Source organism: Paenibacillus sp. JT31N7, assembly GCF_059692095.1.
In genome coordinates this window covers 102,312-116,020 of sequence record NZ_JCAUAT010000006.1, presented here as the reverse complement: position 1 = coordinate 116,020, position 13,709 = coordinate 102,312, and the positions used below count along the sequence as shown (strand labels likewise).

The following is a 13,709-nucleotide window of genomic DNA, read 5'->3' as shown; positions in this document are numbered from 1 at the left end:
TATATGTTTTCAGATCATAAGCTTCTTTTTTTCTTCCATCGATTTAATTTATCCTCCAGTATAAGACCGTTAATTAATTTTATGTTCAATCGTTCAGCCGCTTCTTTGGCTGCCTTCGTAAAATTACTTGTTGTTACGATCCAGGCATCGTAGCATCCATGCACCTGCTTACCCGCTTTTAATCTAAGAACGATGTCATTACCTACATCTTGTTTCCATCGCTTACATTGAACCGCAATTTTGTAACCCTCTTTGCCCTTAAGAATTAAGTCCACCTCATGATCACCGGCCCCGCCGACTCTTTGTACGGAGTAACCCTGGTCTTGGTAGTACATTACCATTAACTTCTCAAAATCTGTACCGGACAATGTATCCAAACGAGCGACCAAGATCTGCTGATCCGTCAGCGCTTTATAATTTATTTTATTATTGGCAGGCTTTTTCGCCCGTTTTCTTTTATCTTCTCTTCTCTTTTTTGTCCATTTAGCTCCTAATACTTCACCAATAAATACAGAAACAAAAAGCACAACAAAAAACATCCACCATAATTCCTTGAGCCTTGTAGAAAAAAATATGGATAACCCCACTAACACACAAAGACCGCGAACAAGATAAGCAACTTGTCTGCCTTCCGCATAATACGTTCTTGCCATTGCAAACTTAACCTCCCTATAGGATGCAGATGAACTAATTCGTTAAATGCCCATACAGTATACTTTTAAATGGCAATAACTGTATATGTTTTTTTATTAAGCAGCTTTACTATTTCATTTTTCATCAACAAAAAAAGGGCACAAGGCCCTTTTTAACAATCAGCTCTTCAAAGCGACCATCTGGTAAACAAGCCGCGGATTGGCATCCGATCCGCCGTAGGATTTTTCGGCCACTTTATACTGCGAGGAGCCGCTTCCGTCCAGGAAAATGCCGTCCACCAGCGTCCCGGAGCCGATCTTCTCCTTGATCGCGGTGCGGAAAGCGGCCGCCGTGGGCTTCGAGTCGGTCACGATCAGCCAAATATTGTTCGTGTTGTTGTACACGAGGGCGGTCCGGTTGGCCGCGCCGTCCGGGTTCTGGATATTCTCCGCGGCGGCCTGGGTTTTCCAGGCGGACTCGCTGCTTTTCAGCATCATGCTGATGCCGCCCTGCGCCCAGTAACTGCTTTTGTTGGCTACCAGAATGTCGTCCGTCTTGCGGACGACCTGAACGGAGAACTCTTCGTATTTGTTGTCCCACACCAGCGTGCCTCTGGCATACTTCGCGTTCTCGCTGCCGTTAGGCGCAACGGGAATGTTGTTGTTCACCGCAATTTGCAGTAGAGTCCCGTCGTAAAAATACCCGCCGTTCACCCCGTACGACGTCTGCCCGACCACGCTGGACGCGCCGATGGATTACATGTAAATGTTTTTAGGGCTCGTTTTAATCGAATAGAGCTTCACTCCGTTGGATGCGGTAACCGTAGAAAAGGTATAGGCCATTCACATTCACTCCCCTTTACGTTTTCAGGGCTTCAGCCCCTTCACTTTAAAGGCGGAAAACGAGGTCCGGTTACAACCACCCGTCCCGATTTATTGCCGACTCCAGCTGCGGCAACCCCTCCGCGAATACCTCCCCCGGACCGGAGCCATACTAATAAAATCTTTCCATACAGAGGAGGAGGACCCGTTTTGTCCACGCAAAAATGGCGGATTCCCGCAGGCGAAGGGCTCGGATTCCGGCTGCGCAAAGGCCAGATCGTGCGGATCACGGACGTGGAAGGCGAGCAGGTTGCCGATATCGTAGCCTACCGGGCGGATGATCCCGCGGAGAAGTTCGACCCGACCGTCACAATGGATGCTCTGCGCAAAATGAAAGTAACGCCCGGTGACATTCTGTATTCCACCCGGTATACGCCGCTGCTCACCATTGTGGCCGACACGGCGGGCCAGCACGATTTTATCAACTCCGCCTGCCGGCCGGAAATGTACGAGTTCACGTACCAGAAAAAAGATCATGCGTGCTGTTACCACAACTTGAACCGGGCCATCGCCCAATTCGGCATAGAGCCTCCGGAGCAGCATTATCCCTTCAATTTGTTTATGTACACCGTGATACAGCCGGACGGCTCCATCCAGGTTAAACGCCCTCTCTCCAAACCCGGCGATTACATCGATCTGCGCGCGGAAACAGACCTGCTTGTCGCGATGTCGGCTTGTCCGGCCTCGGAAAGCATCTGCAACGGTTACGTCTGCACACCGATCGATGTAGAAATTTCGTAAATTCTTCTAAGTGGGACATCCCCTGAATACAATGACTTGTACGCTTGTACCTGTCATCCATTTCTAAGGGGAGTGTTGCTTTTTGAATGCCTTCTTGACCTATATCGTGCTTGGCATATCGTTATCCGCGCCCGTTGGCCCCATCAATGCCGCCCAACTCGAAAAAGGTGTCCGTTTCGGCTTTCTTCACGCCTGGCTGGTCGGAGTAGGCGCAATGTTTGCCGATCTTTTTTACATGCTGCTGATTTATTTCGGCGTGGCCCATTTCCTCGATACCCCCTTTATGAAAACCTTCCTTTGGCTGTTCGGCTGCTTTGTTCTTCTCTACACGGGAATCGTTACCCTGAAAAGTCTCAAGCTGAGGGAAAGCGGCGAAATGCGGGAGTCTCCTTCCGAAATGAGTTCTTTCCGGTCCGGCTTTTTTATGGCGCTTACGAGTCCCTTGACCATTCTCTTCTGGCTGGGCATCTACGGCTCCATCCTTGCCCAGAGCTCGCAGAGCCACGGCGCCGGCCAGGCGCTTTGGCACAGCCTCGGCATATTTGTCGGCATTATGGTCTGGGATATCTCGATGGCCCTTATCGCAAGCTCTTTCCACCGGTTCGGCAACCGCCTGATTCTTCAGATCACTTCCCTGCTCGCGGGGACCTCGCTCCTTATATTCGGGCTTTATTTCGGCTATCAGGCTCTTCTGATGCTTGCGGGCTGACCCTCTATTCTCTCCGGTAATCAAAAGTCCTCACGGGACAGGGGCATTCACCTAATCCCGCCCGATCTCATACACTGCTATGTGTGAAGAGGAGGTGTGGAGATGGCAGAACTCCGCAGCAAGATGTGGATCGAGGAGCACGGGGCGGAGCTTTCGGAATGGCAGCGGAAGGCGTTCGGGGAATTCGCCGGGATGATCGCGGGTCCCGAGAACAATTATCCGTGTGTACCCGGGCATAGAGGCTTCGTCACAAACAATCTCCGATTCGGCTTCGCACCCGATCCCCGGTCTGCCCAAGCCGTTTCGGATACGGCTGAGCTTCTGAACGTATATGGCGAATGTGCGCGTGAAACGGGAAGATATGCTTCTCTCGTTATCTTCTACGAAACGCCGGAAGACTTGAAGAATAAAGCGGACGTTCGGGAGTACGAGCTCCTTTTCTGGTCCCTTCTCAACCGATTGCACGACAAAGATTCGGCCCCTTGGCCCGAAGATGTCCCGCAGGACCCCAGGATGCCCACGTGGGAATTTTGTTTCGCCGGTCAGCCTTATTTCGCCTTCTGTGCGACACCTGCGCACGGACAGCGCAGAAGCCGGCATTTTTCTTCGTTCCTAGTCGCGTTCCAGCCCCGCTGGATTTTCGACGAGATCAACGAAACGACTGCATTTGGACGGAATATCAGCAAGCTGATCCGCCAAAAACTCGCGGCCTACGACGATGTGCCGGTGCATGCTTCACTGAAATGGTACGGACAGCCGGACAATCAGGAGTGGAAACAGTATTTCCTGCGGGACGATGAAACGTCCCCTTCCAAATGCCCGTTCATGGCAATGAAAAATAAGTTGAAAAATGAACGCTCCTGAACAAATAAGAAAACCCGGTAAGGTTCAAACGAACCGTAACCGGGTTTCATGTGTTTTTACTGGTAGCGCGGAGCGAAATTCGCCGGAATGCCTTGATTGCCGATAGGCGATTGCGGGTAACCCGGCGTCGGTACGAACGTGTTCAGCATGCTCTGCATATCGTTTTGCTGAAGCTGAGGCACCTGATAGTACGCATGCTTGTTTTGGTAAAGGAAAATCTCATAGGCCAGCTCGATGAAATTCTGCACCTGCGAAGCAAGCACGCGGCGGACAACCGGGTTCGTGACTTCCAGAGCGGACATGGTCAGAAGTGCCGCATGCGTTTTGATCAGTCCGAGCATATGGCCGCTGATGCCGGCGTCTTTTACGTCCGCCAGGGACTGGTTCGGCTTCTTGGGCTGGCTCGGCTTGATGCCGTACTGAATGTTGGTCGGCTGCTGCATCATGTACGTGGACGTCTCATGGCTCGGCTTCCGGCCTGTCGCGAAACATTCCGCGGTGAGGTTGTACTGGGAAAGGATAAAGCTGTACTGGCGGTCGATGATGTCCAGAAGCTCCGGGTCTTTGACGAAAGTCCGGAACAGCATAAACTGGTCGAGTACGTTAATCGTGCCGGAAAGCACCTCGTGCATGTCAAAAAATTCATGGCCGCCGTGGTTAAAGTTAGGCAATCCTTGCTGGTTCTGATTGTTGAAATAATTTTGCTGCTGCATGTGAAATCCCTCCGCTATGTTGATGGTTAACAACTTGAATAGTTTAGGTTTCGAATCGTCATTTTATGAGGAAACTTTCTCCCTCTGGTTACAAAGTCAGAACAACCTCATGAAGCCGGTTGTCGTCGATCAGCGGAACGAACGGACCGTCACCGGAGTTTGCGGCCGGCACTTCCTGTCCGTCGAGCGTCAGCCGGGTGTACCCGCTTGATTTCCGCGACGGATTAAGGACCGTGATCCGGTATTCGGATCCCCCGAAGCGGTATACCGCCGAGAATTGCGGCCATTCCGAAGGAATACAAGGACGGATGTGCAGCTTCGCGCCCCGGCGTCTAATCCCGAGAATCCACTCCAGCCCCGCCTGGTACATCCATCCGGAGGCGCCTGTATACCAGGTCCAGCCCGCATGTCCCCTGTGAGGCGGCTCCGTGTATACATCGGCAGCCATGGCATAAGGCTCCCCGACATACTTCCGGACCTCCGCCGCCGTTTTGGTATGCATGATAGGGTTAAACATTTGGAACAGCTCGACCGCCTTTTCCCCGTTCCCCAGACCGCACCATGCCACAATGCTCCAGATCACGCCATGCGTATACTGGCCGCCGTTTTCCCGGATACCGGGAGGATAGCCCTGAATATATCCGGGGCTCGGATCGGTCTTGTCGAACGGAGGCGTCAGAATATGGGCGACGGACAAGCTGCGGTCGACGAGTTCCCGGTCGAATGAATTCATGGCCTGGCGGGCTCTCTCGTCCGGAGCCATGCCGGAGATGACGGACCATGACTGGGCGATGGAATCGATGCGGCATTCCGCATTGTGGATCGACCCGAGCCATTGACCGGCATCCGTGAAGGCGCGGCGGAACCACTGGCCGTCCCAGGCGCTTGCGTTCAGTGCCGCGGCCAGCTTCTCCCGCTGGCTTCGGAAGCGTTCGGCGAGTTCTTGTTCTCCGCGGATTCCGCAAAGATCGGCCATTCCCTGGAGCACATCTCCAAGGAACCATCCCAGCCAGACGCTCTCTCCCCGGCCCTCGGGGCCGATCATGCTCATGCCGTCGTTCCAGTCACCGATGCCGATCAAAGGCAGCCCGTGCTCCCCGAACTTCAGAGCGCGGTTCACGGCCCGCAGACAGTGATCGAAGATCGTGCCGCTTTTGCCGGACAGGACCGTTTCCTCGTAGCGTTCGTGTTCATCCGGTCCCAGGGGCTGACTGGTCAGGAACGGCATAGTTTCATCCAGGATACTCATATCCTCCGTATGATCGATATACCGGGATACGGCGTAAGGCAGCCACAGCAGGTCATCCGAAAAACGGGTGCGGATGCCGCGGTGCGTTTCCTCGTGCCACCAGTGCTGGACATCCCCTTCTTCGTACTGATGAGAGGCGTGAAGCAGAATCTGGGCCCGGGTCAGGTCCGGACGGCTGTTCAGCAGTGCCAGCGAATCCTGAAGCTGATCGCGGAACCCGTAGGCTCCCCCCGCCTGATAGAATGCGGTACGGGCCCACATGCGGCAGGCCAATGTCTGGTAGAGGAGCCAGTGGTTCAGCATCATATCCATCTCCGGCACGGGAGTGGAAACCGTCACGGTTCCAAGCAAACCGTCCCAGAACGTACGGATGTCCTCATAAGCGGCCATGCAAGCCTCAGGCTCCCTGTACTTACGGGCTATCCTCACCGCTTCTTCGCGGGAATCCCCGCAGCCCAGAAGAATATAGACCGTTGCCGAGGCACCCGGTTCCAGTTCAAACTTCGTCCGCACGGCCCCGCATCCGTCATAGCCGGGACCGGTCACCCCCGACAGATCGAGGCGGCTCATCGCGGCCGGATCTTCTGTCGTCCGGTTGCGGCCGATAAATTCAAGCCTGTCACCGGACCAGGACAGGCGGCTTCCGTCGGCATGCACGGTCAAGAAGGCGGTGGCATTCCGGAAGTTTTCCTGGTACGCATTGCGGGCGATCAAGCTGCCCGTCTCGTCATCCCAGTCAGTCATAATGAAGGAGGCGTTCCCTTCCCGCTGGACGCCCAGCACCCATTCCGCATAGTAGGTAGCGGATAAGGATTTTTTATGGGAAGTTGTATTGCTCAGCTTCACTTCGACAATCTTGACGGGGTCCTCCAGCGGAACGAATACCTTCATTTCCTGCCGGATTCCCCGGCTTTCATGCTCATAACGCGAATATCCCTTGCCGTGAGCCACCCGGTAAACGGACGGGTCATCCTTCCGACGAGAAGGCGTCATTTGCCAGAAGTCCCCGTTTTGTTCATCGCGGATATAAAAGACTTCGCCCGGCGGGTCCAGGGAGGGATCGTTCGACCACGGGGTCAGCTTGCATTCCCGGCTGTTGCGCCACCACGTGTATCCCGTATACAGCTCGGAGGCCAGGCAGCCGAACCGCGGATTCGCCATCACGTTAATCCACGGAGCCGGAAGATGCTCCCCGTTTTTGAGCGTAATCCGGTACTCCCGGCCATCCGGTGAAAAGCCTCCCCACCCGTTGAAAAATAAGGTGTTGTCGGAATCAGCCGCCGGACCGGAGGTTGGAGGCACCTGTTCGGCGCCAGCCGAGTCAGCTGGCGAGCCCGCGGCCGGCGCTGCGGCGGCAGTACCGGGAGCGGCCGTTGTGCCTGTGGCAGTGCCGAAAGCCTCCGTTGTGCCTGCGGCGATATCGCTTGCTGCGGTCGCACCCTCGGCTGTGCCGGATACTGCGGATCTGCCCGCGGCAGTATCCGTAGCCCCAGCCGTATCCTCGGCCGCACCGGAGACTGCGGACGCATCCGGCCGGAGCGGAGCCGATGCTATCGCAGCCGTAACCGGCAGCGGCACATCGTAGGCATCCTTCCGCGGCCAGACCTTCAGCTGAGCCCTCAGGCTCGGCCCGTCCGCACGCAGGATTACTCGCGCGGCCGCCAGCAGAAGCGTATGGTCCTCTTCCGGCATTGCGGAAGCGGGAACGACGTGAATGCCGCCCTGGCCTGCGGCATCCGGATTTCCGGTTGCCTGCTCCGACAAGCGGACGAGCGCATCCCTCAGCTCCTGCTGATACCCGCCCGGAGATTCGTTAAACAGCACGAGATCGAAAAACAGGCCGTGCCGCCGCAAATACTCGAAGCCTCCGAGCAGCTTCTGCACGAACGGCAAATTTGCACGGTCGGCGATTCTCGCCAGCACGATGGGCCTGTCGCCGGAAACTCCGTACGCCCAGAGACCCTGCTGCCCTTTGCTGTTGGCGGCGATGCTTTCCGCCTGTTCAGGCTTGAGCGGACACGTATAGAGCACTCGGCCCGCCAGCGCCCGGTAAACAGCGGCCTCCGCCGGTGTGATATGCAGATGCTGCAGATCGATCTGGCTGCGGGTCCAGGCGAGCCGGAAGGTTCTGTCGACCTGCCGGGCCTCGGAAAGCTTCCGGGCCATGTCCAGGCTCTGTTCCTTCGAATCCGCGACACCCGTAACCGCGCAGAGCTGGACGCTCTCGCCCGGATTGAGACGGATGCGGCGCCGCATGACGAAGGCCGGATCGGCCACCGAACCGACCGTTCCCTCAAGGCGGGAAGAGAGCCCTTTCGGCCTCGCAAGGGAATGCCCGCGGCCGATGAAAGCTCCCCGGTCGGTCTCGAATTCGGCCGGACCCAGAACAGCGCCGAAGGCCGACAAGTTATGAAAGGCCCAAAGCGACTTCTCCCCCGCATTCCGCGGGCGTTTGCGGGCAAGCAGGCAGCCCGTCTCCTCTTCGAACTGCGTTTCGACAAACAGTTTCGTGAAAGCCGGATGAGCTTTATCCGCATCGGGCAGCGCCAGAGCGATTTCCAGAAACGTCGTCACTTCGACGATGCGGGCCTCGCTGCTTTTGTTCTCCAGCGTCAGCCGCCGGACTTCCGCATTCATCTCGGGCGAGACCGTAATTTCAAGCAGGGTCTCCATGCCGTCGTCTTGGCGGCGGAAGGTAGTCCTCTCCTGGGAGAAGCGTACGCTCTGAGAGTCCGAAGGAACGCGGCAGGGCTGGAAGGTCGGGGACCATACCTTCTCCCGGGTAACATCGCGGATGTACAGGTATACCCCCCACGGGTCTCCGACCGGATCTTCCCTCCAGCGGGAAACGGCCAGTCCGTTCCAGCGGATAAACCCGCTTCCGCTGTTGGTAACGCCCGTCGTGAACGTCCCGTTGGAGTGGACGCCCACTTCCGGAACCGGCGTATCGGCCGGTATGTTCTCCGGCGCGGAATGAGTTCGTTCCGCCTCCGGCTTTTGAATGCGCGACTTTCCCGTTAATTCCCGGGTCAGCATCGACTCGCGCGGCGGTATGCGTTCGACCAGGAGAAGCTCGGCCGCCTGCACGCGTTTGTCGTTATGAAAATAATCGTACATTTTAACAGGGAGAAGAAGGTTCGCGATCGTCAGCAGGCTCATGCCCTGGTGGTGGGCCATAAAGCTGCGGATAATTTTGCAGTCTTCCCCCTGCGGCATTCTGTCCGCCGTAAAATCAATCGCCTCGTAAAAGCCGTATTTCCCCCTCGCTCCAAGCTCCTCCATCCGGTTCAGGTCCTTCAGCCCTTCCCGGAGGGCAAACGGAAGCGCCATAACCGCCGCATAAGGCGCGACGACAAGATCCTCCTCCAGCCCCCGCTTGAAGCCGAGGCCCGGCACGCCGAATGCCCGGTACTGGTAGTTCATCTGGTAATCGAACGCGTAATAGCCCGATTCCGAGATGCCGAACGGGACGCCACGTTCATGCGCGTATTCCATCTGACGCTTGACGACGCCCCGGTAGGTGCTGTCCCACAGAGTATTCCGGTAAGTCCGCATAATGAGCCACGGCATCATATACTCAAACATCGTGCCCGACCAAGAAATCAGCGTGGTCTTGTTCCCCTGGAGCTTGACCGTACGGCCCAGCGCCATCCAGTGGGATACGGACACCTGGCCCAGCGCGATAGCGACGAAGCTGGTCTGCCTCGCCTCGGACGCCAGCAGATCGTACAAAATGCTGTCCCGCTCCCCTGTCGCGGCATGATAACCGAGAACAAACAGCTTCGCCTTATGATCGTAAAGCTGCGTAAAATCGGTCGCCCCTATGAGCGCTTCAAGCCGCTGTACTAGCTGCTGCCCGCGAAGCAGCCAATCCGGTAGGTTCGACGGAGCCGCATGACCCACGTGCTCATGCTTTCTTCCGCCAGCCGTGAGGACAGCCGGGCGGTCGCCGTTTCGGGGTTGCCGGTCTTCACGGTTTTCACGGCTTTCGCCATCTATGCCGTTTTTGCCGTCTTCCCTGCCTTCTCCGGTCTTTCCGTCTATCCCGTTCAGCGCGGATTCCCCGGGCGGAGTCTGCTCCAGATCGACGGCAAATTCTACGCCGTAGGCTCCTGCCGCTGCCGGATTAATCCCCGTAAAGCCGCCCTGCGTTTCCGCTTCTTGCCGCAGCCAGCTTGCCAGTCCCTGCTTGACCGTCATCAAGCTTGCGACGAAATTGCCCGAATCGACTGTGGACACATAGGCGGGCGGCAGAGTCCGGAGCGTCAGCGTGTCGTACCAGTTGTACAAATGACCGTGCCATTTATCGAGGTTTTCGACCGTGCCGATCGTATTTTCCAGCTTTTCAACCAGCGAGGGCGTGTCGATAAAACCGAATTCGCGCGCCGCAAGCGCCGAAGTCAGCAAAAAGCCGATATTGGTCGGGGACGTCCTGTGGGCCACTCCGTTCGGCGGGTCAACCTGGACGTTATCCGGAGGCAGATAATGATCCTTGGGACCGGCATAGTCTTCATAGAAGGACCAAATTTGTCTCGCTAGCACCCGGAGCTTCTCCTGTTCCTCCGCTCCAAGCGGAGCTTCCTCCAGCGCCACAGGCCGGTCCAGCCATGAGACAGCCAGAGGGGCCAGCGCCCAGAACAAGCTTAGCCCAAGGCCCGCCCACAGCAGGGACGCCGAGGACTGCACAGCCGAGGCAAGCGCAAACACGATAAGGAGGACATAGCCCCAACCCGCTTGAAGAAGCGGTGTGCGCTGCTGTTCCCGGCTTTTTCGCTCGATATGAGACGAACTGGTCCATTCCAGCAGCCGCCGCTTGCTGACGAACACCCGGTACAGCGTTCTGCCGATCGCATCCAGCAGCACAGCCGTTTGAAAAGGCAGCGTCCAGATCTGGATAAGGACGTGCAGGGCCGTCGCCAGCAGCCGTCTAGGCTGGCCATACATCCGGTGGAGCACAAAGAACTGCCGCAGCAGAGGTAGAAGCATCGTCGCCAGCAGCACAACGGCCCAGCGCCACGGCGATCCCGGCAGAACGGTCCAGGCGAGGACGAGCAGGACGAACACCGCAGGCGGAAGCAGGCTCCGTCTCAGATTATCGAGCATCTGCCAGCGGGTCAGAAAAGATAAATCAATGGGCCGGAGTACTCCCCGACGGTCGCATATACGGGAAAAAAGCCAGCACAGAAGCTGCCAGTCTCCGCGTACCCACCGGTGCAGCCGCTTCTGGTAGGAAACAAACTTGGCCGGATGATCGTCGATCAGCTCGATATCGGACAACAATGCGGCACGCATAAAACCGCCTTCCAGCAAATCGTGGCTGAGTACGGTATTGTCCGGAATCCGTTCGCACAGAAGCTCGGCGAAAACATCCACATCGAAGATACCCTTGCCCGTAAAAATCCCTTGGCCCAGCGCATCCTGGTAAGGGTCCGAAGCCGCGAACGCATACGGGTCCATGCCGGGCTCGGACCAGAAATATGCCAGCCGCGAACGCATCGCCGAATCGTGGCTGATCCCGATGCGCGGCTGAAGCACCCCGTAGCCCTCCACGACCCGTGTACGGGCTTTGTTCAAGCGGGGCCGGTTGTACGGCAGATGCAGGGTTCCGATCATCCGCTGCGCGCTGCCCATCGGAAGCTGCGTATCCGCATCCAATGTGATCAGATAGCGGATACGCGGAAGTATGGACGCGTCGCCTTGTTTCACCGCATAGCTGGTATCGCCGCTGCCTTTCAGCAGTTCCACGAATTCGACCAGCTTGCCGCGTTTGCGCTCCCAGCCCATATACACGCCCTCACGTGGATTCCACAACCTGCGCCGCTGATAAAAATGAAACGTCGTTCCGCCTGCCGCGGAATACTTCTCGTTAAGCGCACGAATTTTGTCCTCCGCAAGACGGACCAGCCGGTCATCTTCCGGAAGCGTTTCTTCCGATGCATCCGTAAAATCGCCCAAGAGAGCGTAGTGAATGTTGGAATCGCGATTTGCCAGATAGTGAACCTCCAGGCGGTCCGCAAGCTCCGACACCTCGTCGGGCGAGGACCAGATCGCCGGTATGACCACCATCGTGCCGGCTTCCGCCGGAACGCCGGCTGAGAAATCGTAGCGGAGCAGAGGACGCGGACGGCAAATTCGCTCAATGCCGAAATGCAGCCAGGTCATTCCCCATTCGCTCACAGGCAGCAGCAGCGCCGCAAGGACGGCTGTCCAGGCGAGCGCAGACAAGCCGTACCCGCTTCCGATCCATGCGGCCGCGATAAGCCAGAGCACGGCGAACAAGCCGAACATCGAGGCGAAATAGGTACCGGCCGGGCGCTTGGATATCGCGTTCTCCGGCATCGTCCGGGGAGAGCTGCACTTTCGCAGCGAGGCGATCAGCTTCTGTACACCTTCCGATTCGAACAAATAATAGGAAGGAAACTGCAGGCGGGAACGTTCCCCCGCCGCCAGAGGCGCTGTGACTTCTCCATTCTCGTGGAGAATAAGGACATCCCTTTGTGGGGAAGCGGCCAAATCTTCCGGGGATTGCGGCTGGCGGAGAGACTCGCCTGTATGTGCGGCTACACGGTCTGCTCCAGACGTATCCGCTGTTCCTGCCGATGCAGGGGGCTCTCCGGACGGGAAATAGTTCGTGGCCGCGGCCGGATGGTCCGCCTCAGGGCCGACGGACGCGAAGCCCGCTTCCACGGCTGCCCCCGTCGCAGACGCCTCCGCCGCTCGTGCCGATGCAGGCGCTTCCCCGGACGCAGCGTCCGTTTCTGCGGCTGCTCGTACCGCCGCAGGCGAAGTGCCGGTGCGGCCGTCCATGTGGGCGCCGCCGCCCAGGCTGCCGGAACCGGCACGGACTTCCTCCGTCCTCTCCGCCGCTTCCCTGGCCAGTGCCACCGCCTGGCCGGCGACCAGATTCTCGGGCACCCGGAGACGGCGGGCGAGCCGCTCCACCTCGGTGAGAATCTGGTTCCGGCTGTACGCGTCGAGCAGCGGATACACGCCCGTATACTCGAGACGAAGCGTCCGGTCCGGCAGACTGATCTGCTCGAACAGATCGTTCCAGTCCCAGCGCTCGTTTTTGCGCAAGCTGGTGATTAGGCTTCCCGCCCGGACCTGATAAGCCGCCTGGAGCTGATGCTCGTAAGAAACGACCCGGTCCAGATCCTCCGCCCCGTTCTCATAACTGCAAATCAGCCATTCCCGGACGGAAGCCGTATCCCCCGCCCATTCCCGCAGGTGGCCGATTAAATGGACAATCCACGGGCCCGGTAGAGGGAGCGTCAACCCCGTTGTCTCCAACTGGGCATGGACCGTTTCGGGGCTTAAATCGGCCGGCTCGATCCGGGAAAGGACACGCCCGACGTCTATGCAGACTTCACGGCGTTCCCGGACGAAAGCCATCGTTTCCGCCAGCTTCTTCACCAGAACCACGCGCAGAATGAGCGGCACCGAACGGGCTTCGGTCAGCGTTAAGGCGCTCACTTCCTGATAAGCATGGATATAAGCGAGGATCGTTTCCTCGCTCAAAATCCCCTCGACATGTGTCAAATAATCTTCCATCATGGACTGAATGCGAAGAAGCCCGTTGCCGCGCAGTCTCGGCATCCGGCCCAAAGCATCCTGAAGCAGCAGAGCCCTGACTTCCTGGGCCTGCTCTTCTATAAATTCGGCATTATCCAACAGCCATTGCTCGGCCGGTTGGGTACAGCCGGCATGAACCGTCTGGAGGGAACGAACAAATTCCCTCAAGCTTTCTATGTCTTTCGTAAAATGTTCTTCGATATAAGCAGGCCGTGTGCGCGGTACAGTCGTTACGTGCTGCAGCGCAAGCTCCCGCGCTTTTTGACAAAGTTGTTCGTTCGTATAGGTCATCGGTTCCTCCGGAGATCAGTTAGTCAAAGGTGTACTGTTCGTCCGGTGTTACTAAA

7 protein-coding genes are annotated in these 13,709 nt (G+C 57.4%); 3 read left to right on the top strand and 4 right to left on the bottom strand.

The window, feature by feature from the left end:
• Positions 1 to 14: 14 nt before the first annotated feature.
• Together AC58P5_RS22665 and AC58P5_RS22660 are read right to left on the bottom strand one after the other, a co-directional pair.
• Positions 15 to 653: a restriction endonuclease gene (locus AC58P5_RS22665; RefSeq protein ID WP_497390605.1), complete on the bottom strand. Its 639-nt coding sequence runs from the start codon at positions 651 to 653 to the stop codon at positions 15 to 17.
• Between the two features lie 159 nt (positions 654 to 812).
• Positions 813 to 1,370, bottom strand: coding sequence for a phosphodiester glycosidase family protein (locus AC58P5_RS22660; protein WP_497390603.1), 558 nt, complete (start codon positions 1,368 to 1,370; stop codon positions 813 to 815).
• Between the two features lie 294 nt (positions 1,371 to 1,664).
• Here AC58P5_RS22660 and AC58P5_RS22655 point away from each other — a divergent pair, with 294 nt between their 5' ends.
• From AC58P5_RS22655 to AC58P5_RS22645, 3 genes are all read left to right on the top strand, one after another.
• Positions 1,665 to 2,255 carry a DUF1989 domain-containing protein gene (locus AC58P5_RS22655; protein WP_497390601.1) on the top strand — a complete coding sequence of 197 codons (591 nt, stop codon included), beginning with the start codon at positions 1,665 to 1,667 and terminating at the stop codon, positions 2,253 to 2,255.
• Between the two features lie 82 nt (positions 2,256 to 2,337).
• A complete protein-coding gene (locus AC58P5_RS22650) occupies positions 2,338 to 2,964 on the top strand; it encodes a LysE family transporter (protein WP_497390599.1) in 627 nt (208 codons plus the stop codon).
• 102 nt (positions 2,965 to 3,066) lie between these two features.
• Complete coding sequence (locus AC58P5_RS22645; RefSeq protein WP_497390597.1) at positions 3,067 to 3,828, top strand: YqcI/YcgG family protein; 762 nt, start codon at positions 3,067 to 3,069, stop codon at positions 3,826 to 3,828.
• 56 nt (positions 3,829 to 3,884) lie between these two features.
• On the opposite strand, the gene AC58P5_RS22640 is transcribed toward AC58P5_RS22645, so the two are convergent.
• Together AC58P5_RS22640 and AC58P5_RS22635 are read right to left on the bottom strand one after the other, a co-directional pair.
• The gene (locus tag AC58P5_RS22640) at positions 3,885 to 4,541 is read right to left on the bottom strand and encodes a spore coat protein (protein ID WP_497390595.1); all 657 of its coding nucleotides are present in this window, start codon (positions 4,539 to 4,541) and stop codon (positions 3,885 to 3,887) included.
• 88 nt (positions 4,542 to 4,629) lie between these two features.
• A complete protein-coding gene (locus AC58P5_RS22635; protein WP_497390593.1) occupies positions 4,630 to 13,653 on the bottom strand; it encodes a glycoside hydrolase family 94 protein in 9,024 nt (3,007 codons plus the stop codon).
• Between the last annotated feature and the right edge of the window lie 56 nt (positions 13,654 to 13,709).